The organism is Vreelandella rituensis, assembly GCF_003336665.1.
GTDB lineage: Bacteria > Pseudomonadota > Gammaproteobacteria > Pseudomonadales > Halomonadaceae > Vreelandella > Vreelandella rituensis.
In genome coordinates this window covers 1-19,432 of record NZ_QPIJ01000029.1, presented here as the reverse complement: position 1 = coordinate 19,432, position 19,432 = coordinate 1, and the positions used below count along the sequence as shown (strand labels likewise).

Annotated in this window: 16 protein-coding genes, 1 tRNA gene and 1 pseudogene; 11 read left to right on the top strand and 7 right to left on the bottom strand. The window is 58.7% G+C overall.

All coding sequences use genetic code 11. From position 1 onward, the window contains the following. Positions 1 to 194: 194 nt before the first annotated feature. Together ahpC and ahpF are read left to right on the top strand one after the other, a co-directional pair. Positions 195 to 758 (top strand): alkyl hydroperoxide reductase subunit C, encoded by a 564-nt coding sequence (ahpC, locus tag DU506_RS12405; protein WP_114487225.1) that lies wholly within the window; start codon positions 195 to 197, stop codon positions 756 to 758. A 203-nt stretch (positions 759 to 961) separates the two neighbouring features. Then, positions 962 to 2,518 carry an alkyl hydroperoxide reductase subunit F gene (ahpF, locus tag DU506_RS12400; protein WP_114487224.1) on the top strand — a complete coding sequence of 519 codons (1,557 nt, stop codon included), beginning with the start codon at positions 962 to 964 and terminating at the stop codon, positions 2,516 to 2,518. 120 nt (positions 2,519 to 2,638) lie between these two features. On the opposite strand, the gene DU506_RS12395 is transcribed toward ahpF, so the two are convergent. Genes DU506_RS12395 through hemA form a run of 5 tightly spaced genes read right to left on the bottom strand, consistent with a single transcriptional unit; the run spans position 2,639 to position 7,168 of the window. Further along, the gene (locus DU506_RS12395) at positions 2,639 to 3,400 is read right to left on the bottom strand and encodes a HesA/MoeB/ThiF family protein (RefSeq protein ID WP_235825589.1); all 762 of its coding nucleotides are present in this window, start codon (positions 3,398 to 3,400) and stop codon (positions 2,639 to 2,641) included. After that, a complete protein-coding gene (locus tag DU506_RS12390; RefSeq protein ID WP_114487222.1) occupies positions 3,397 to 3,897 on the bottom strand; it encodes an Lrp/AsnC ligand binding domain-containing protein in 501 nt (166 codons plus the stop codon). The genes DU506_RS12395 and DU506_RS12390 overlap by 4 nt, the downstream gene beginning before the upstream one ends. A gap of 39 nt (positions 3,898 to 3,936) precedes the next feature. Then, a complete protein-coding gene (gene prmC, locus DU506_RS12385) occupies positions 3,937 to 4,788 on the bottom strand; it encodes a peptide chain release factor N(5)-glutamine methyltransferase (RefSeq protein ID WP_114487221.1) in 852 nt (283 codons plus the stop codon). Beyond that, positions 4,785 to 5,876, bottom strand: a complete 1,092-nt coding sequence (prfA, locus tag DU506_RS12380) for a peptide chain release factor 1 (RefSeq protein ID WP_114487220.1) — start codon at positions 5,874 to 5,876, stop codon at positions 4,785 to 4,787. Before prfA ends, prmC begins: the two co-directional genes overlap by 4 nt. Further along, entirely contained in the window at positions 5,873 to 7,168 is a 1,296-nt protein-coding gene (hemA, locus tag DU506_RS12375; RefSeq protein ID WP_114487219.1) for a glutamyl-tRNA reductase, read from the bottom strand. Before hemA ends, prfA begins: the two co-directional genes overlap by 4 nt. Positions 7,169 to 7,381: 213 nt before the next feature. Here hemA and DU506_RS12370 point away from each other — a divergent pair, with 213 nt between their 5' ends. The 8 genes from DU506_RS12370 to DU506_RS12335 all read left to right on the top strand — a co-directional run bounded on the left by DU506_RS12370 (position 7,382) and on the right by DU506_RS12335 (position 14,565). After that, positions 7,382 to 9,154 carry a tetratricopeptide repeat protein gene (locus DU506_RS12370; RefSeq protein ID WP_114487218.1) on the top strand — a complete coding sequence of 591 codons (1,773 nt, stop codon included), beginning with the start codon at positions 7,382 to 7,384 and terminating at the stop codon, positions 9,152 to 9,154. Positions 9,155 to 9,198: 44 nt separating this feature from the next. After that, positions 9,199 to 9,822 (top strand): lipoprotein insertase outer membrane protein LolB, encoded by a 624-nt coding sequence (gene lolB, locus DU506_RS12365; RefSeq protein WP_114487249.1) that lies wholly within the window; start codon positions 9,199 to 9,201, stop codon positions 9,820 to 9,822. Positions 9,823 to 9,831: 9 nt separating this feature from the next. Continuing rightward, a complete protein-coding gene (gene ispE / locus DU506_RS12360; RefSeq protein ID WP_114487217.1) occupies positions 9,832 to 10,683 on the top strand; it encodes a 4-(cytidine 5'-diphospho)-2-C-methyl-D-erythritol kinase in 852 nt (283 codons plus the stop codon). Between the two features lie 121 nt (positions 10,684 to 10,804). After that, positions 10,805 to 11,746: a ribose-phosphate pyrophosphokinase gene (locus tag DU506_RS12355; RefSeq protein ID WP_181870761.1), complete on the top strand. Its 942-nt coding sequence runs from the start codon at positions 10,805 to 10,807 to the stop codon at positions 11,744 to 11,746. A 98-nt stretch (positions 11,747 to 11,844) separates the two neighbouring features. Then, the gene (locus DU506_RS12350) at positions 11,845 to 12,483 is read left to right on the top strand and encodes a 50S ribosomal protein L25/general stress protein Ctc (protein ID WP_114487216.1); all 639 of its coding nucleotides are present in this window, start codon (positions 11,845 to 11,847) and stop codon (positions 12,481 to 12,483) included. A 158-nt stretch (positions 12,484 to 12,641) separates the two neighbouring features. Then, the gene (gene pth / locus DU506_RS12345; protein WP_114487215.1) at positions 12,642 to 13,226 is read left to right on the top strand and encodes an aminoacyl-tRNA hydrolase; all 585 of its coding nucleotides are present in this window, start codon (positions 12,642 to 12,644) and stop codon (positions 13,224 to 13,226) included. A gap of 93 nt (positions 13,227 to 13,319) precedes the next feature. Next, complete coding sequence (gene ychF, locus DU506_RS12340; RefSeq protein ID WP_114487214.1) at positions 13,320 to 14,411, top strand: redox-regulated ATPase YchF; 1,092 nt, start codon at positions 13,320 to 13,322, stop codon at positions 14,409 to 14,411. 77 nt (positions 14,412 to 14,488) lie between these two features. Continuing rightward, positions 14,489 to 14,565: transfer RNA gene (locus DU506_RS12335), tRNA-Met, on the top strand. A gap of 80 nt (positions 14,566 to 14,645) precedes the next feature. Here the strand turns inward: DU506_RS12335 and DU506_RS12330 are convergent. After that, positions 14,646 to 15,950: a M18 family aminopeptidase gene (locus DU506_RS12330; RefSeq protein WP_114487213.1), complete on the bottom strand. Its 1,305-nt coding sequence runs from the start codon at positions 15,948 to 15,950 to the stop codon at positions 14,646 to 14,648. A 169-nt stretch (positions 15,951 to 16,119) separates the two neighbouring features. Here DU506_RS12330 and DU506_RS12325 point away from each other — a divergent pair, with 169 nt between their 5' ends. Further along, positions 16,120 to 18,183: a carboxy terminal-processing peptidase gene (locus tag DU506_RS12325; protein ID WP_114487212.1), complete on the top strand. Its 2,064-nt coding sequence runs from the start codon at positions 16,120 to 16,122 to the stop codon at positions 18,181 to 18,183. A gap of 53 nt (positions 18,184 to 18,236) precedes the next feature. On the opposite strand, the pseudogene DU506_RS12320 reads toward DU506_RS12325, so the two are convergent. Then, a pseudogene (locus tag DU506_RS12320) lies at positions 18,237 to 19,432 on the bottom strand (IS4 family transposase); the annotation flags it as partial.

Here is a 19,432-nt window from a genome sequence, read left to right as displayed (position 1 = left end):
TCGCAGCAGCGCTCGAAAGGCAGTAGCTGAGGGCACTTAGCTAAATTGCCCGGTGAAAGAAGGATAGCCCAACTGATAGATAGTAAAAACCTATCAAATCAATCGTCACATTCAACTTTCACTATGGCGAGCCCAGCGCTATCCTACGCCCATCGACTTAGCCATCCACCCAACTCAACGGAGACACATCACTAATGTCCCTTATCAACACCGAAGTAAAACCATTTTCCGCCAAGGCCTATCACAACGGCGAATTCATCGACGTCAACGAAGAAAGCCTGAAGGGTAAGTGGAACATTTTCTTCTTTTACCCGGCTGACTTCACCTTTGTCTGCCCCACTGAGCTTGGTGACCTGGCCGACAACTATGAAGAATTCCAGAAGCTGGGCGTGGAAATCTACGGCGTTTCCACCGACACCCACTTCACGCACAAAGCATGGCACGACAGCTCCGACACCATCAGCAAGCTTAATTACCCGATGCTGGCGGACCCGACTCACGTTGTATCGCGCAACTTCGAAGTCCTGATCGAAGCCGACGGTGTAGCAGAGCGCGGCACCTTCGTGGTCGACCCCCAGGGCAAGATCCAGATCGTCGAAATCAATGCCGGCAACATCGGCCGTAACGCCGAAGAACTGCTGCGCAAGGTCAAGGCGGCTCAGTACGTCGCGGCTCATCCCAACGAAGTATGCCCGGCCAAATGGAAAGAAGGCGAAGCGACACTGGCGCCGTCACTGGACCTGGTCGGCAAGATCTAAACTCCCTGCCATACCGGCTCTGAAGCAGCCCAAGCCACTACTTAACGTACCCATGGCTTGACTGCGACGTTGCCCAACGCCCGGGCACCAGCTCGGGCGTTTGTTTTTCCCGCACATCGTTTCATCGGCCCACCCAGGTCATTGCGTTCTTGTGTGGGCACGATACTTGAAGTTATCTTTTTTATTGCGAGGAAACCGCTGTCATGTTGGACGCCAATCTGAAAAATCAGTTGAAAACTTATCTGGAAAAAGTGACTCAGCCGTTCGAGATCGTTGCGTCCCTCGATGACGGCGCCAAGTCACAGGAGTTGCTCGGCTTGCTCGAAGACATCGACAGCCTGAGCGACAAGCTTTCCCTGAAAACCGACGGTCAGGATAGCCGCAGGCCGTCGTTTGCCTTGAATCGCCCCGGCGAAGAAACCGGGGTGGTATTCGCCGGGATTCCCTTGGGCCATGAGTTTACCTCCCTGGTACTGGCGCTTCTCCAGACCGGAGGGCATCCGCCCAAGGTTTCCGATGAGGTCATCGAGCAGATCAAGTCGATCGAAGGCGACTTCCTGTTCGAGACCTATTATTCGCTTTCCTGCCAGAATTGCCCGGATGTCGTCCAGGCACTGAACCTGCTGGCTATCTTCAACCCCGGCATTCGTCACGTGGCCATCGACGGCGCCCTGTTCCAGGACGAAGTGGAAGCGCGGGAAGTCATGTCGGTACCCAGCATCTACCTGAACGGCAAGCCGTTCGATCAAGGCCGCATGACCCTCGAGCAGATTCTGGCCAAGGTCGATACCGGTGCCGCCGAACGCGATGCTAAGAAGCTCAATGAAAAAGCCGCCTTTGACACCCTGATTATCGGCGGCGGCCCCGCCGGTGCGTCCGCGGCGATCTACTCCGCACGCAAGGGCATCAATACCGGACTTGCCGCTGAAGCCTTTGGTGGCCAGGTGGCCGACACCATGGGGATCGAAAATTTCATCTCCGTTTCGCACACGGAAGGCCCCAAGCTGGTCAGAGCCCTGGAAGAGCACGTCAAGGATTATGAGGTTGACGTGATGAACCTGCAGCGCGCGGTGAAATTCACCCCTGCGGACGTTCAGGGTGGTCTGCATCAGTTGAGCTTCGATTCGGGCGCTACGTTGAAAAGCAAGACCGTCATTCTGGCCACCGGTGCCCGCTGGCGTGAAATGAACGTCCCCGGTGAGCAAGAGTACCGTAACAAGGGTGTGGCCTACTGCCCGCACTGCGACGGCCCGCTATACAAGGGTAAGCGCGTGGCGGTGATCGGCGGCGGCAATTCCGGTGTCGAAGCCGCGATCGACTTGGCGGGTATCGTCGCCCATGTCACCTTGATCGAATTCATGGATGAGCTGCGCGCCGACGCCGTGCTGCAGACCAAGCTCAAAAGCCTGCCCAATGTCACGGTCATCGCCAGCGCCCAGACCACCGAAGTCAATGGTGACGGCAACCGTGTCACCGGCCTGAGCTACAAGGACCGTCACACCGATGAGCTGAAGCAAGTCGACCTGGAAGGGATTTTCGTCCAGATCGGTCTGGTGCCCAATACCGAGTGGCTCAAGGGCTCGCCCATCGAAATGACCCCGCGTGGCGAGATCATCATCGATTCCCACGGCATGACCTCAGTGCCCGGTGTGTTTGCCGCCGGTGATGTGACCACCGTCCCCTACAAGCAGATCGTGATTGCGGTAGGCGAAGGGGCTAAAGCGTCTCTCGGTGCTTTCGACTTCATCATCCGTAACTGATCGCATCCGCAACTGATCAAAAAACCACCGTAAAACCAGAACGCCCGCGACTCTTCACAGAGTAGCGGGCGTTTTTATGGCGTTTTTCAATGCTTTATCATCAGCCCCCAGTCGCTCGTTTCAGGCTAGGCCACATACCGAGCAGGCGGGGTCACGCATGACACGAAAATGGCGCCACTGGCCGCTCAATCCATCGAAGGTGGAAAGCCCCTGGTGCACCTTACCCGCACCGCTAAGCAACTTGATGGCTTCCAGCGCCTGAAAGCTCCCGATCAATCCCACCAGCGGTGCGATAACGCCGCTTTCGGCACAGCTCAAGGCTTCATCGCCCGAGCCATCCGGCGGATACAGGCAGGCATAGCAAGGGCTCTGAGCGTCACGGGGGTCAAATACCGCCAATTGCCCTGAAAAGCGAATCGCCGCCCCCGACACCAGTGGTTTGCCGGCTTTTCTGCAGGCCGCGTTGATTGCGTAGCGGCTGGAAAAACGATCGGTGCAGTCCAGGACCACGTCCGCGTTGGTCACCGCTTCAAGCAAGGCTTCGTCCTGCAACTGGACAGGCAAGGCGCTGAGTTCACAATCCGGGTTGAGTGCCGCAGCAGCAGCCACGGCGGACACTGCCTTGTTACGCCCGATATCGGCTTCACGATGGGCGATCTGGCGCTGCAAGTTGGAAAGTTCCACTTCATCGGCATCGGCAATCGTCACTTGCCCGACGCCTGCTGCAGCCAAGTACAGGGCCACCGGCGAGCCTAGTCCGCCCCCGCCGATAATCAGCGCCCGGGCGGCAAGCAGGCGCTCCTGGCCTTCGATGTCCACTTCCGGCAGCATTATCTGGCGGCTATAACGCAGCAGCGCTTGATCCTGCATTGACTGTCTCATTTGTCGTCAAATTCCTCGATATCGGGTACCGGCAAGGCGAAGCTCTCTTTCACTTCCTCCATGACCACATAGCTTTTGGATTCCTTGACCCCCGGCAGCGTCAACACCACATCGCCGAGTAGCTGGCGGTAGGCGGACATCTCGGGAATCCGGCATTTGAGAATGTAGTCGAACTGCCCCGACACCAGATGACACTCCTGGATCTGGGGCAGCTCCTCGACAGCACGCCGGAATTCATCGAACACCGCCGGGGATTGCGTTTCCAGGCTGATTTCAACGAATACCAATAGATTGGCCTTGAGCGCTCGAGGATCGAGAATCGCCTGATAACCGCGGATGATGCCCGCGCGCTCCAATCGTTTGACACGCTCGAGACAGGGCGTGGTGGAAAGGCCGACATCGGCGGCGAGGTCGACATAGGAGATACGCGCGTTTTCCTGCAAGGCGCGCAAGATCTTGAGGTCAATACGGTCCAGCGTTCGATTTTTGATTTTCATTGTGTTTTTGACTTCCTATCGGACTGTATTGTCTTAGGCTCAAGTTGGGGTCGGCAACCAGCGCCCCAAGGTCACACGTTCGTGCCCGCCCAGATCCCGGCGACTTTGCACCTCGACATAACCAGCTTCACGCAAGGCCTGCTGCACCGCCAGAGCCTGAGTGTAACCGTGCTCCAGCAGCAACCAGCCACCAATTTCCAGGTAGGTGCTTGCCGAGGCGATCAAATGATACAGATCCGCCAAACCGGACTGCTCCGCCACCAGGGCGGAAGCCGGTTCAAAGCGAACATCCCCTTGCATCAAATGTGGATCATCGGCCGCTATATAAGGCGGATTGCTGAGGATAACATCGAACCGGGTAGCGTCATCCAGAGCGGCGAACCAGTCGCTGAGCTGGAAGGTTGCGTTAGCCAGGGCCAGGCGCTGGGCATTGTGCCGCGCAAGCGCCACGGCTTGCTCGCGGATATCCACCCCTTCTACTTGCCAACCGGGCCGCTCACTGGCAAAGGCCAGCGCAATGGCGCCGGTGCCGGACCCCAGATCGAGCAGGCGCCCGCCAGGCTGAGAGCCCTGCGCCAGCGCGGCTTCGACCAGGGTTTCGGTATCCGGACGCGGGATCAAGGTCTCCGGCGACGTTGCAAGACGCAACCCCCAAAACTCACGTTCACCGGTCAGGTAAGCCACCGGCATGCCCTGAACACGAGCGGCAATCAGCGCATCGAAACGCGCGTGCTGCCAGGTGGGGCAGGGTTTGTCGCCCCAGGTGTACAGCCAGGCACGCTCACGCCCCAACACATGGCAAAGCAGCACGTCGGCATCCAGGCGCGGGCTGGATGAGCCGGCCTGCCTCAAGCGCTTGGCGGCCTGCATGACCAAGGTATCCAACGTCATCCGGCATCCTGCAACGCTGCCAGCTGTTCGGCTTGATATTCGTTGATCAAGGGCTCGATCACATCATCCAACTGTTCACCGCTGATCACTTCGTTCAGTTTGTAGAGCGTCAGGTTGATGCGGTGATCGGTGATGCGCCCCTGGGGAAAGTTATAGGTGCGAATACGTTCGCTGCGATCCCCCGAGCCCACCAGGGAGCGGCGGGTATCCGCCTGTGCCTGACGCTGGCTGTTCTGGGCCGACTGCTTGAGCTTGGCGGCCAGAAGCGACATCGCCTTGGCACGGTTCTTGTGCTGGCTGCGTTCTTCCTGGCACTCCACCACGACGCCACTGGGCAAGTGGGTCAGGCGTATCGCGGAATCAGTGGTGTTGACGTGCTGACCACCCGCCCCGCTGGAACGAAAGGTATCGACACGCAAGTCAGAAGGGTTGATGTCGATGTCGCCGATATCGTCGACCTCAGGCATCACCGCCACGGTGCAGGCCGAGGTGTGAATGCGGCCTTGAGACTCGGTGGCCGGCACCCGCTGAACCCGATGGGCACCGGACTCGAATTTCAAATGGGCGTAAACGTAATCGCCCTTTACCCGGGAAATCACTTCCTTGTAGCCGCCCTGCTCGCCATGATTGGCGCTGACGATTTCCACTTTCCAACCGCGTTTTTCGGCATAACGGGCATACATGCGAAACAGGTCCCCGGCAAACAGGGCGGCTTCATCCCCCCCGGTTCCGGCGCGCACTTCCAGAAACACCCCGCGCCCATCATCCGGGTCCTTCGGCACCAGCAATCGCTTGAGGTCGGCTTCAAGCGCTTCCAGGCGCGCACGCCCTTCCGTCAGCTCCATCTGGGCCAGCTCACGCATTTCCGCGTCGCTATCGTGGCTTAACTGCTCGGCCGCTTCCATGTCGCCTTCGGTCTCGCGAAACCGGGTCCAGGTGTCAACCAGCGGTTCGAGTTCGGCATATTCCCGTGAGTAATCCCGGAAACGACGCTGATCGTTGATTACCTCCGGTTCGGACAGCAGCATGGAGAGTTCTTCGAACCGTTCACTAAAGGCTTCAAGGCGTTGACGCAACGTAGCTTTCATGCAGGCGTATTATCCTTCTGACGATGGGCAAGAGCGGGCATTTCGGCGGGGAGTAACAGGCTTGAGGCGGCATCGAGCAGGTCGTATTGCTCACGGGAGGCGGCGTCACGAATCGCCTGGGTCGGCTGATGCATCAAGCGATTGGCCAACTGATGGGCGAGACGTTCGATCACCTCAGCCGGGTCTTCGCCACGCGCAAGACGCTCAAGTGCCTGTTGGCGCGAGATGTCGCGCAGGGCCTCGCCTTGGCGTCGATAATCACGAATCAATTCCCCACCATTACGAATACGCCGATCATGTTGCCAGCTGGCCACACCGTGGTGAATCAGGGTTTCCGCCTGGTCGGCGGCCACCTGGCGATGTTTGCGATTTTCCTGGATGACCTCTTCCAGGTCATCCACCGTATACAGAAATACATCCGCAAGCTCACCCACTTCCGGCTCGATATCACGGGGCACGGCGATATCGACCATGAATACCGGCCGGTGGCGGCGTTTCTTCAAAGCGCGCTCGACCATCCCCTTGCCTAATATCGGCAGCGGCGACCCGGTGGAAGAAATCACGATATCCGCACGTTCCAAGGCCTGAGGGATTTCTTCCAGAGTAATGGCTTCGCCGCCCAGCTCGGCCGAGACGCGTTCAGCTCGCTCGCGCGTCCGGTTGGCAACGGTCAGATGGCGCACCCCGGCTTCATGTAAATGGCGCGCCACTAGCTCGATGGTTTCACCCGCGCCGATCAACAGTGCCCGCGCCCGGGAAAAGTCATCGAAGATCCGGCTGGCCAAGCTGACAGCCGCGTACGCCACGGATACCGGATTCTTGCCGATCCCGGTTTCCGTGCGCACTTGTTTGGCCACCGCAAAGGTGTGCTGAAACAGGCGCTCGAGTTCGCCACCCAAGCCGTCGGCATCGCGTGCCTGCTGATAGGCGTCCTTGAGCTGGCCGAGTATCTGCGGCTCACCCAATACCATGGAGTCCAGCCCTACCGCCACGCGCATCAAATGACGGGCAGCATCGTTATCCAGGTAATGGTAAGCACAGCGCGCCAGCTCCTCGACCCGCAAGCCATGGAAACGCCCCAGCCAGTCGAGCACGGCTTGCTCACCTTCAGCATCAGTCACGCAATACAATTCCGTGCGATTGCAGGTGGAAAGTACCGCCGCTTCGCTTATTTGCGGTAGGCTGCGCAGTTCGGCAAGCGCCATTTCCAGCTGAGTCGCTGTAAAGGCCACCTGTTCGCGTACGGCCACCGTGGCGGTGCGATGATTGATTCCCAGGGCAAGAAGCGTCATGCGTTATGCGTCTTCGCTAGTGTCAGTCTTTGCATGGTCATTGAATGCCCGCGTAAGGCAGATTTGATCGGTTATTTGAACGCGTCGGGGCTGTTCATCGCCCCTTCAAGGCGATATATCCTATCACAGCCATGAACCAACAGGCGCACACGACTTTGCCCCGCCGCGGCAAGCCGCTATGCTGACACTTCAGGCAACCTGAGCGAGAAATGCATGCCTTCACGTTGGACCCTATTCCCCTTGGTCGCTGTGGCCGTTTTCTTCAGTGGCTGCCAGACGTTCACCTCTCAAGAAAAATCGCAGGAAGGGATACTTGAGACATTTCCCTCGGATCCCATGCGTTCGGCACCGCCGATTACCCAAGGGCTGGATGCCGCCGGCCTGAGCATCCTGCTGGGCGCCGAACTGGCCGGGCAGCGCGGCGATTACAGTACCGCCGGCCGAGGCTACCTGGATGCCGCTCAACGTTACCCCACTCCGATGCTTGCCGAGCGCGCCACCCTGGCGGCACGCTTCGCCAATGACCCGGCGTTGCTGGAGGAAGCGGCAACACGCTGGCGCGAGCTCGCTCCCCAGTCGGATGCTCCCGCCCGCCTATTGGCCGACTTTTCATTACAGCGAGGCAATTGGCAGGAAAGCCTTGAGCAGCGACTGAATGTCGCAGGTAATGGCGGCTATGGTAACGTGGCAAGCTTTGCCGAAACGGCTCTCGCGGAAAACGCGCCGCTGGCTCCGCTGGTCGCTCAACTACGTGCTTACCTGGCTAACCCCGGCGTCGACGCGTTTGAATCTCATAGCGATGTGCTTTTGGGAACCGCCCTGCTCGAAGCCGCTATCGGCGATACGCAAAGTGCCATGCGTCGGCTTGACCAGGCAGCAACGCTCACGCCGGAAGAGCCCAGCCTGTGGCTGACCCGCGCCAACCTGGCATTGCAGAATCAGGACCCCGCCACGGCACGTCGTGCGGCGAAACGCGGTCTTGAACTCTCGCCGGATGACGCACGTTTCATCCTGCTGCTGACCCAAGCGGAAGCCCGGCTCGGCAACATTGCCGCCGCCGAAGCATATACCGATGGCCTGCTTGAACAGCATGCGGGTAGCCAATCTCTTCGCATGGCCCTGGCTCAACTTTACCTGGAAGAAGGCTATCCCGAACCGGCTGGACGCTTACTGCAGCCTCTCGTCGCCGAGCAGGACACGCCGCCTCTGGCCTACTATCTGCTGGGCGCCATTACCCAGCATGAGGACGATGTCGATAATGCCCTGCTGTATTACCGTCAGGTCGAACCGGGAGAGGAATTCATGCCGGCGCGCATTGCCGCCGCACGCATGCTGATCGAGAATGACCGCCTGCTCGATGCCCGGGCTTTTTTACGTATCGAACGCATGCGCTTTGAAGAATATTTCAGTGAACTGGTCATGCTTGAAGCCAGCCTGCTCGATGAACTCGACATGAGCGCCTCCGCAGACGCTCTGCTTGATCGCGAACTTGGTCGCACCCCGGATGATACCCAGCTTCTCTACATGCGGGCGATGCGCGCTTGGGAAGACGGCGACCTTGCAGCCATGGAGCGGGATTTACGGCGCATTCTAAAAAACGACCCCGATAATGCCATGGCGCTCAATGCCCTGGGCTACACCCTGGCCGACCTTGGCCTTACCGATCGCCTGGAGGAAGCTCGCGAATTGATCGAGCGTGCCTACCAGCAAGAACCCGACAATCCTGCGGTACTGGATAGCCTGGGCTGGGTCCATTACCGTCAAGGCGACCCGCAACAGGCGCTGCCTTGGCTTGAGCGCGCTTACGCCCTGATGCCCGACCAGGAAATTGCTGCACATCTGGCGGAAGTCCTGCATGCATTGGGGCGCACCTCTGAAGCTCGCCAGGTGATCCAGGAGGTCATGCAGCGTTTCAGCGATTATCCTCAGATAGAAAAATTGCTTGAACGCCACCCCCAGCTCACTCCCGCAGCGAGTACTTCATGATGCAGCCCTTTCTCGCCACCGTTTACACTTTTTCCGGAGTTTCCATGCCCTCTTTATTAGCGTCATCCACATTTTCACGCTTTTTACTCCCGGCACTCGCCGTCATTCTTCTCGCCGGTTGCGCCGCCCCCGGCGCGCCTCTCGAAGGCGAGCGTCAATCCGGCCAATGGGAAGCTCAGCAATCCGCACTCGAACGACTCGACACCTGGGGCCTGGCAGGCAAGGTGGGGCTGCGTACTTCCGAAGAGTCGACCAGTGCCAATCTCGACTGGAATCAATATCCGCATTATTTTCGCATGCTGATCAGCGGCCCTTTCGGCGGGGGGCGTAGCGTACTGGAAGGCCGTGAAGGCCGTTACTCCTTGACCACCGGTGAGGGCCGCTTTGAAGCCGAGACGCCTGAAGCCTTGATGAACGCCCAGCTCGGCTGGTCGCTTCCGGTGGAAGCCATGCCTGACTGGGTGCGCGGTCTTCCCGGCGACCATGCAAGCTATCGCCTGGAAACCGATGAACTCGGCTTCCCCAGCCACCTTCAACAGGACGGTTGGGAAATCGACTATCGCGATTGGGAACGCCTCGATGATCTCTGGTTGCCACGCCGCATGGTACTCAACTACGACGACCTCAGGATTACCCTGGTGATCAACCAATGGCGCTCTGAACCCTGAGGAAAACGCATGACCGCAGGGCTGACTCTACCGGCACCCGCCAAGCTCAACCGAATGCTGCATATCGTTGGTCGCCGTCACGACGGCTACCATGAGCTGCAGACCCTGTTTCAGTTTCTCGACCACGGCGACAACCTGACGTTGACAGCCCGCCGGGATGGGGAGATTCACCTTTCCCCTGCGCTTGAAACTGTCACCCACGAGGACAACCTGGTGGTGCGCGCCGCACGGCTATTGCAACGCGCCAGCCACGCTTCTTCGGGAGCGGACATCCATCTGGAAAAACGCTTACCCCTGGGCGGCGGCCTGGGCGGTGGCAGTTCCAATGCCGCCACGACACTTCTAGGGCTCAACCAGCTATGGCAACTCGGCCTGAGTCTTGAACGCCTTGCCGCCCTGGGTGCCCAGTTAGGGGCTGATGTCCCGGTGTTTATCCATGGTCGTGCGGCTTGGGCGGAAGGCATCGGGGAACGCTTGACCCCGGTGACCCTCGATACGCCCTGGTTCGTGGTGGTGCACCCCGGGATGAGCGTCGCCACGCCGGTGGTGTTCAATGACCCGCAATTGACACGCGACAGCCGCCCCATTACCATGGCGCGCGCACTGCAGGGGGGAGCGCCTGAGTGGCGTAACGACTGCGAGTCCACCGTCAGACTGCGTTATCCGCAAGTAGCGCAAGCACTTGACTGGTTGTCTCAGTACGCACCCAGCATGTTGACCGGCACCGGCGCCTGTCTGTTTGCTCGTCTTGATTCAGAGCAGGCGGCACAGGCATTAGCAGCGGCGGCCAATCAACACTGGCATGCCTTCGTGGCACGCGGTCTCAACGTCTCTCCTCTTCACGATGCTCTGGGCTGCTGAACACCCAGAGCCATCGCTTCGGTTGCCAAGCTGGATATCGAAAAACTGATCCCGCCGCTCTGAGCGATGGCCGGAAGGCCTGTTCCTCCCACGATCCCCAACACTGCAAAGGTGGCTGCGCGTGTCAAAATTGATGGTTTTCGCCGGGAATGCCAACCCCGAACTCGCTCACAAGATCGCCGAGAGCCTGGATAGCCGCATGGGTAACGCCACGGTAGGCCAATTCAGCGATGGTGAAATCGCGGTCGAAATCAACGAGAACGTGCGCGGCAAGGATGTCTTTATCCTTCAGTCCACCTGTGCACCGACCAACGACAACCTGATGGAACTGATCCTGATGGTGGATGCGTTGCGTCGCGCTTCGGCGGCTCGAATCACCGCGGTACTGCCTTACTTCGGTTACGCCCGCCAGGATCGCCGCGTGCGCTCTGCCCGCGTACCGATTTCCGCCAAGGTAGTCGCCGACATGATGGTCAAGGCCGGCGTTGACCGCGTCATGACCATGGACCTTCACGCCGACCAGATTCAGGGTTTTTTCGATGTACCGGTAGACAACGTCTACGGCTCACCGATTCTTCTCGACGACATCGAACGTCAGAATTACGATGATCTGGTCGTGGTTTCTCCCGATGTGGGCGGCGTGGTGCGTGCTCGTGCGATTGCCAAGCAACTTCATGCGGACCTGGCGATCATCGACAAGCGCCGCCCCCAGGCCAACCAGGCCCAGGTGATGCATATCATCGGGGACATCGAAGGCCGCACCTGTGTGGTGGTGGACGACATGATCGACACCGCTGGCACGCTGTGCAAAGCAGGTGAGGCGCTCAAGGCGCATGGCGCCAAGCGTGTGGTGGCCTATGCAACTCACCCGATTCTCTCCGGCCCGGCGGTAGACAATATTACCGAGTCGGTGCTGGATGAAGTGGTGGTGACCGACACCATCCCGTTGTCCGATATCGCGCGCCGCAGTGGCAAGATCCGCCAGCTCAGTGTAGCCGGCCTGATTGCCGAGGCGATTCGCCGTGTCAGCAACGAAGAATCCGTCAGTGCGATGTTCCATTAAGCGCCACTGACAACTCAGCTCCACCAGGAGCTCCCGGAAACGTCGTCGTCTGGTCGCGGGCGGCGACGTTTCCTTACTTAAACCAAGAGGCACATTACATGTCTGATTTTATCCTTAACGCCAGCGTTCGTAACGACCTGGGGAAAGGTGCGAGCCGCCGCCTGCGTCGTGCGAACCAACAGGTTCCCGCCGTGATCTACGGCGGTGAAGCTGCGCCGCAATCCATTTCCGTGGAAAAAACCGCTTTCTACAAGGCCATTGAAGACGAGAGCTTCTTCTCTTCCGTGCTTACCTTGGTGGTTGACGGCAACAAAGAGCAAGTCGTGGTGCGTGACCTGCAGCGTCACCCCTTCAAGCCGTTGCTGATTCATGCCGACTTCCTGCGTGTCGATGCCACTCACGAAATCACCCTGCGCGTGCCGCTGCATGTTTTGGGTGAAGAAAAGAGCATCGGCATCAAGGACGATGGCGGTGAATTGCACGTTTTGGCCAACGAAGTCGAAATCAGCTGCTTGCCCAAGGATCTGCCTGACTTCCTCGAAGTCGACATTTCCGAGCTTGCACTGGGTACCACACTGCACCTGTCCGACCTGACCGTGCCTGCCGGCGTCACCATCGTCGCCTTGACTCATGGCACAGATCACGACAACGCCGTGCTCAGCATCGTCAAGCCCAAGGTACGCGGTACCGAGGAAGACGAAGAAGGCGGTGAAGAAAGCGGTACCAGCGCAGAGTAAGCGCTTGCCAGGGTCATGTTCGCATGGCCCTCGTGATATTGATCAAGCGCTCCGGCGCTTGATCTTTTTTTTGCGGCCGGCCATCCGAGGCAGCCGCCCTTCGGACCGCCGCTGGCGCGACGTCGAAAATTTCTCCTGGAATTTTTTTGGAGGTGAGCATGAGTCAGGTGACAGCCATCATCGGGCTGGGTAATCCCGGAGCCGAATACGCCGCCACACGCCACAATGCCGGCGCCTGGCTGGTCGATGCCTTGGCCAGACAAGCGCATAGCGAACTGCGTCCGGAAAAGAAATTTCTGGGGCTATACGCCAAGATACGGCTCGACGATCATGAGCTACACCTGCTCAACCCGACCACCTTCATGAATCGCAGCGGCGCTGCCGTGGCCGCCCTGTGTCAGTTTTTCAAGCTGGCCCCGGAAAACTTGCTGGTGGCTCATGATGAGCTGGACCTTCCCCCCGGCCAGGCTCGCTACAAGACCGGCGGCGGGCACGGCGGACACAATGGTCTGCGCGACATCATCAGTGCGCTGGGCAATCAGAAGCAGTTTCATCGCGCTCGCATCGGCATCGGCCATCCCGGGGATGCACGCCAAGTCACCCATTACGTGCTTGGCCGGCCCGGAAAATCGGAACAGGCCGCCATCGAGGATGCCCTGTCGGAGTGCCTTGCCACCTTGCCCTATGCAGTGGCGGGCGATTGGGCCAAAGCCATGAATCGGTTGCACAGCGTCAAGCCCTAAGAGTGACGCGCCCTGGCGTTGCGCGACGGCAGTCGTTGAACGTAAAGTTCGCGCAGCTGCATTTTTTCAAGTACAGACTTTCAGGAATACATCATGGGCTTCAATTGCGGCATCGTCGGCTTGCCAAACGTCGGCAAATCCACTCTTTTCAATGCCTTGACCAAATCCGGGATCGATGCAGAAAACTTTCCGTTCTGCACCATAGAGCCCAACGTGGGCATCGTCCCCATGCCCGACCCGCGCCTTGACAAGCTCGCCGAGATCGTCAAACCGCAAAAAGTGCTGCCGACCACCATGGAATTCGTGGATATCGCAGGCCTGGTGGCGGGCGCTTCCAAAGGCGAAGGACTGGGCAACAAGTTTCTGGCCAACATCCGCGAGACCGAGGCCATCGCGCATGTGGTGCGTTGTTTCGACAACGATAACGTTATCCATGTGGCCAATCAGATCGACCCGCGTGCGGATATCGAAATTATCAACATGGAGCTGGCACTGGCCGACCTGGATACCGTAGAGCGCGCTATTCAACGCCTGGTGCGCGTCGCCAAGGGCGGGGACAAGGATGCCATTGCCACCAAGGCGATTCTCGAACGTGTCCAGCCCCATCTGGCTGAAGGCTACCCTTTGAGAAGTTTCGGCCTGGATGAAGAGGATCAGCGTCAACTCAAGAGCTTCGGCTTCTTGACGCTGAAACCCACCATGTACATCGCCAACGTCAATGAAGACGGCTTTGAAAATAACCCTTACCTCGATGTGGTCAATGAAATTGCCGCCGAGGAAGGTGCCGTGGTGGTACCGGTGTGCAACCAGATCGAAGCCGAAATCGCGGAACTCGACGACGAGGAACGCTCCATGTTCCTGGATGAAATGGGCATGTCCGAGCCGGGTCTGGACCGCGTGATTCGTGCCGGTTACGCCCTGCTCGGTCTGCAGACTTACTTCACCGCCGGGGTGAAGGAAGTGCGTGCCTGGACCGTCAAGCAAGGAGCAACCGCCCCGGAAGCCGCAGGCGTTATCCACTCCGACTTCCAAAAAGGCTTCATTCGCGCCGAAGTGATCGCTTATGACGACTTCGTTTCGCTAGGCGGCGAACAAGGCGCCAAGGATGCAGGCAAATGGCGCCTGGAAGGCAAGGAGTACATTGTCCAGGATGGCGACGTGATCCATTTCCGGTTCAATGTATGAGTCTGAAAAGATACGTTTGAACCGGCCAACGCCTTGACGAGGATCGAATTACTCAGTAATATTCGCCCCCGTTGAAAGGCTACGTAGCTCAGCTGGTTAGAGCACATCACTCATAATGATGGGGTCCCCTGTTCGAATCAGGGCGTAGCCACCAAGATTGCCAAAAAGCCCGCTGATTTTGTCAGCGGGCTTTTTGTATGAAAGGTTTGTATGGACTCGCATGCAAGAGTTCGATCAGTTCAGCTGTCTGCGGTTGAGAAAGGCGGTGAGCACCCGGGTAAGATGGACCACATCCTGGCTACCGGCGGTTTCGCGGATAGAGTGCATTGCCCATTGCGCAACACCCACATCCAACGTCGGCACACCCACCTCCGTGGCCGTGATCGGCCCTATCGTGCTGCCACACCCCATGTCGGCCCGGGTAACGAATGTTTGCACCGGCACGCCCACCTCTCGGCACAGATCACGAAACAAGGCACTCGTCGCGCTGTTTGTGGCGTAGCGCTGATTGGCATTGACCTTGATTACCGGCCCACCGTTGATCCTTGGGCCATGCGCCGCATCGTGCTTGTCGGAAAAATTGGGATGCAAGGCATGGGCGTTGTCGCAGGAAATCATGCACGATGACTGGATCAAGCGAATCAATGCCTCTTCGCCCCCTTTACCAATCTGGGCATTGATACGTTTGAGCACATCGCCCAGAAACGGCCCCTGTGCTCCACAGGCACTGGCACTGCCGACTTCCTCATGGTCGCTGGCAACGAACAACGCTCCTTGGCTACCATCACTTTCGAGTAATGCTTCCAGGCCGATGAAACACGAAAGCAGGTTATCCAGCCGAGCACTGGCGAGCAATTCCTGTTTCAAGCCCACCAGGGCCGCCGGTTGCAGGTCGTAGAATGCCAACTCGAAATCCATTACCTGGATATTTTCCAAGCCATGCTGTTCGTGCAGCCAACCCTCGAGCAGCGGAGTAAACTCGGCTTGCTCAGTTTGCATGACCACCGGCGCCATTTGCGTTTGCGGATTGACTGCTCGGCCGTTGTTGACGTCACGATCCAGATGAATCGCCAGGCTGGGAATAATCGCGATGGGCTTGTCGACATTCAGCAATACGCTTTCCAGACGCCCGTCGGCGTGGCGCACATGTACCCGACCGGCAAGCCCCAGGTCACGATCGAACCAGGGGTTGAACAGCATGCCGCCGTACACTTCCACCCCCAGCTGCAGCCAACCAGCGGCATGCTGGACGGCGTTGGGCTTGAGCCGCAACCCCGGGCTATCGGTATGAGCCCCCAGCATACGTAACGATTGGAGCTCCCCTTGAGGAAGCTGAACGGCTATGATCGAGGAGTCGTTACGGGTGACATAAAAACGTTCGCCCGGCGACAGCTGCCAGGCGGCGGTTTCTTCCAGACGACGAAACCCTGTCGCTTCCAGGCGCTGAGCCATGCATTGCGTGGCATGCCAGGGAGTGGGGGATTGCCCTAAAAAATCGCATAACCGCGCCAGCCCGCCGGCGCTAGCAGAGTTGGACATGAAATTCCTCATAACAGTAGTGAATGCGTCTCGGCCCAGCAGATGAACTGCTACAATGGCCTTTCTTCGGCATGAGTTGCGTCATCATGCAACTCATGAGCCGCTTGCAGGTCTAGAAAGATGCGGGTCTAGAAATCAGAGTGTACACAAATCCGGGAGAGCTTGATTGATGAGCCTGTTTGCAACGCTTTCGCGCGCGACGGCACTTGCCTTGGTGCTGGTAATAGCCAGTCCAGTGGCATCGGCCCAGTTGCAGCCGACGGACGCCCAGCGCACTGTAGCGACAGAGATCGCGGATTCACTCCGCTACGGCCATTACGCCGAGGTAGAATTCGGTGAGGAATGGTCGATAGCAGCGTTTGAGCGCTATCTGGATATTCTGGATGGTCAGCGTGCCTATCTGCTACGTAGCGATATCGATGAATTCCGTGATCTGGAACCCCGCCTGGATCAAGTCATTTTCGATGGTGACCTTGATCGAATCTTCGCCCTTCACCAGCGCCTGAACGAGCGCATGGAAGATCGCCTGGAGTGGCTACTGGCCAAGCTCGACGATGGGCTCGATTTCAGTTTTGACAGCGACATGCGCCTGGAACTGGAGCGTGAAGACGTGCCTTTTGCCAGCCGTGAAAGTGAGCTTGACGAGCTTTGGCACAAGCGCTTGAAGAATGCCGCCCTGACCATGTCGCTGTCAGACCAGGACGATGAGCAGGTCGAGACCACTCTACGTCAGCGCTATGAAGGCCAGCTCTCCCGGGTACGTCAGACCGAGCCGGAAGATGTCTTCGGGCTTTTCATGGCCGCCATCACCGGCACCATCGACCCCCATACCGGCTACCTTTCTCCGCGCCAAGGTGAATCCTTCGATATCCAGATGAGCCTTTCACTGGAAGGCATCGGTGCCCTGCTCCAATCCGATGGAGAGTATGTCAAGGTATCCAGCCTGGTTACAGGCGGCCCCGCCGAGCGTGCCGGCGCCTTGAAGCCCGCCGACCGTATCGTGGCCGTGGGTCAGGAAGACGGTGAGATGGTCAATGTGGTAGGCATGCGCTTGGATAACGTGGTTGATCTGATTCGTGGCCCCAAAGGATCGGTCGTGCGCCTGGATGTCGTCCCCGCTCAGGCCGTGGACATGACTCGCTCGCACGTCATCAATATCACCCGTGATACCGTTGACCTGGAAGACCAGGCCGCTCAGGGTGAAGTCATCGATATTGAACGTGAAGGCCGCACCCATCGTCTCGGAGTCATCGAGATTCCTACCTTCTATGTGGATTTCGACGCTTGGCAGGCAGGTGAAGAGGAATATCGCAGTACCACCCGCGATGTGGCTCAGGAAGTCGAACGCCTCAAGCAGGAGGGAGTGGAGGGTATCGTACTCGACCTGCGCAACAATGGCGGTGGCGCGCTGCAGGAAGCCAACGCTTTGATCGGGCTATTCATTGACCGCGGCCCCACCGTTCAGGTGCGTGATGCTCGCGGACGCATCAATCTCTATGGCGACAGCGAAAGCGGCGCCCTGTATGACGGTCCAATCGGCGTATTGGTCAATCGCCTGTCCGCTTCGGCCTCGGAGATATTTGCCGGTGCTATCCAGGATTATGGTCGCGGAGTGGTCTTGGGCAGCTCGACCTTCGGCAAGGGCACGGTACAAACCATGAGCGAACTCAGCCATGGCCAAATCAAACTGACCCGCGCCAAATTCTACCGGATCTCCGGTGAAAGCACTCAGAACCGAGGTGTCGAACCGGACATCATCTTCCCCAGCCTGTTCGACCCGGAACGTATCGGAGAAAGCAGCCTGGATAACGCCCTGCCTTGGGATAAGGTTCAGAACGTGCAGTACCGCCGTTACGGCGAACCTGAGAATTTCATGGAAACCTTGCTCAGCCGCCATCAGACACGCGCTCAGGAAGAGCCCAACTTTCATTACCTGGAGCGCCAATCGGAACTGGCACGCAAGCTACGAGAACAGCACACCAGTGTCAGCTTGAATCGCGAGCTGCGCCAGAGTGAAATGCAGGCCCAAGAGGCCGAACAGCTTGCACTGGAAAATCAACGGCGTCGTGCTCTGGGCCTGGACCCGCTGGATGAATGGATCGATGCCCGCGATGAAGACATCGAGGAAGAAGAAAATACCCCGGTGGATCGCGCTCAGGTACTCGAAGCGGCCCAAGTCCTGCTGGATTACTCTCAACTGGTCGAAGCCCAGCAGATTGCTCGCCGACAGTAATACCGAGCAAATCACCTTTCTTCATGCCGGGCTTATGCCCTAATGCCAGTCAGTTAACGCTGACTGGCATTTTTCTTGGTGGGGTATTTCTGTGGTCGGCGCCTGACCGATCGAGGACAAGACCGCTCGCGTCGCTCAGGCAGGACGAAGGCAGGACGAAGGCAGGTGCCATGTCCAGCATCGATTGAAGCACGCCGGGCACGCGTCCCGGCGAGACCCAAGGTAGAATCGTCAACTCCTTGATGAGCCAGTGGGCAGCCTGATGGAAGCTAAGCTGGTTGGGATGCACGGCGTCCAGGCTATAGGCCATGCGCGCCATCTGGAAACGGATCAGGTTGTGGGCCAGCAAGGTGCCCCAGAGCTCCTGAAAGACCATCTCCGGCGTGCGGCTGCGCAACGTTAGGCGGTTTCCTAACAACGATTGCTTGATTTCCCGGTAGCCCAGTTCGATTTCCCAGCGATGGCTATAAAGGTCGACAATATCTGCCGCCGGAAAGCGCAGCGGGTCGGACATCGAGGTCAGGACCTGGACCTCCTTGCCATTCACCTTGCGCCGTAACAGACGCGCCGTCATTGTCGGCGGCAAGTCCGGCCACTTCTTGCGCGCCTGAGGTGACGTGGTCAAGGTTACCAGGCGGTCTTGCCTACCCAGCGAGCGTTGTTCCTGATAATGCGTTCCCTTCTTCAGCGGAATGAGCCAATGACGTTGCTCGCCTGCGCTCTGCCAGGCATGCAGCAGACCCAGGGAGTAGAACCCACGGTCAAACAGTTTCAGGGAGTGGTCCGGGGTGCTGCCGATGAGCTCAGTGGTCAACTCCATTTCGCTGCTCGCGACGCTATTGAAGGCCGAGCCCGTCAGTAGATGGCTGGTCAGCTCCATCTGGCACACCATGCGAATCTGTGGATAGCTCGCCTCCCCCTGAGCATTGCGTGTGCGCGCGAATGCCGCCTGGTTCTCGGGAGAGTCAGGCGTACGCCAGACCACGCCGTCGACACCCAGTAACGTCAGGCCGCACCAGTGGGGGTGAGGGGTCTGCTGATGCCACAAGGCCTGGGTCTGCTCGAAGACGCGCTTGACGAGCTCCACCCCAAGCCTTTGACGTGCTTGCACCACGGCACTGGGCGCGGCGAAGGGGCGCTTGCCGGGCAGCATGATGTCGAGGTGATTGACGATCTGCCCCATCGGGATATGTCGAAACAAGGCCATCCCGACCACGGCCCAGACGACCATGTCCAACGGCAGGCGACG

What these genes read in the sequence shown, in the direction of transcription:
- ahpF (WP_114487224.1), top strand. Translation starts at nt 962, where the DNA reads ATGTTGGACGCCAATCTGAAAAATCAGTTGAAAACTTATCTGGAAAAA.
- DU506_RS12330 (WP_114487213.1), bottom strand. Translation starts at nt 15,950, where the DNA reads ATGTCCAACTCTGCTAGCGCCGGCGGGCTGGCGCGGTTATGCGATTTT.
- ahpC (WP_114487225.1), top strand. Translation starts at nt 195, where the DNA reads ATGTCCCTTATCAACACCGAAGTAAAACCATTTTCCGCCAAGGCCTAT.
- ychF (WP_114487214.1), top strand. Translation starts at nt 13,320, where the DNA reads ATGGGCTTCAATTGCGGCATCGTCGGCTTGCCAAACGTCGGCAAATCC.
- pth (WP_114487215.1), top strand. Translation starts at nt 12,642, where the DNA reads ATGAGTCAGGTGACAGCCATCATCGGGCTGGGTAATCCCGGAGCCGAA.
- DU506_RS12395 (WP_235825589.1), bottom strand. Translation starts at nt 3,400, where the DNA reads ATGAGACAGTCAATGCAGGATCAAGCGCTGCTGCGTTATAGCCGCCAG.
- hemA (WP_114487219.1), bottom strand. Translation starts at nt 7,168, where the DNA reads ATGACGCTTCTTGCCCTGGGAATCAATCATCGCACCGCCACGGTGGCC.
- DU506_RS12325 (WP_114487212.1), top strand. Translation starts at nt 16,120, where the DNA reads ATGAGCCTGTTTGCAACGCTTTCGCGCGCGACGGCACTTGCCTTGGTG.
- prfA (WP_114487220.1), bottom strand. Translation starts at nt 5,876, where the DNA reads ATGAAAGCTACGTTGCGTCAACGCCTTGAAGCCTTTAGTGAACGGTTC.
- lolB (WP_114487249.1), top strand. Translation starts at nt 9,199, where the DNA reads ATGCCCTCTTTATTAGCGTCATCCACATTTTCACGCTTTTTACTCCCG.
- prmC (WP_114487221.1), bottom strand. Translation starts at nt 4,788, where the DNA reads ATGACGTTGGATACCTTGGTCATGCAGGCCGCCAAGCGCTTGAGGCAG.
- DU506_RS12370 (WP_114487218.1), top strand. Translation starts at nt 7,382, where the DNA reads ATGCCTTCACGTTGGACCCTATTCCCCTTGGTCGCTGTGGCCGTTTTC.
- DU506_RS12350 (WP_114487216.1), top strand. Translation starts at nt 11,845, where the DNA reads ATGTCTGATTTTATCCTTAACGCCAGCGTTCGTAACGACCTGGGGAAA.
- ispE (WP_114487217.1), top strand. Translation starts at nt 9,832, where the DNA reads ATGACCGCAGGGCTGACTCTACCGGCACCCGCCAAGCTCAACCGAATG.
- DU506_RS12390 (WP_114487222.1), bottom strand. Translation starts at nt 3,897, where the DNA reads ATGAAAATCAAAAATCGAACGCTGGACCGTATTGACCTCAAGATCTTG.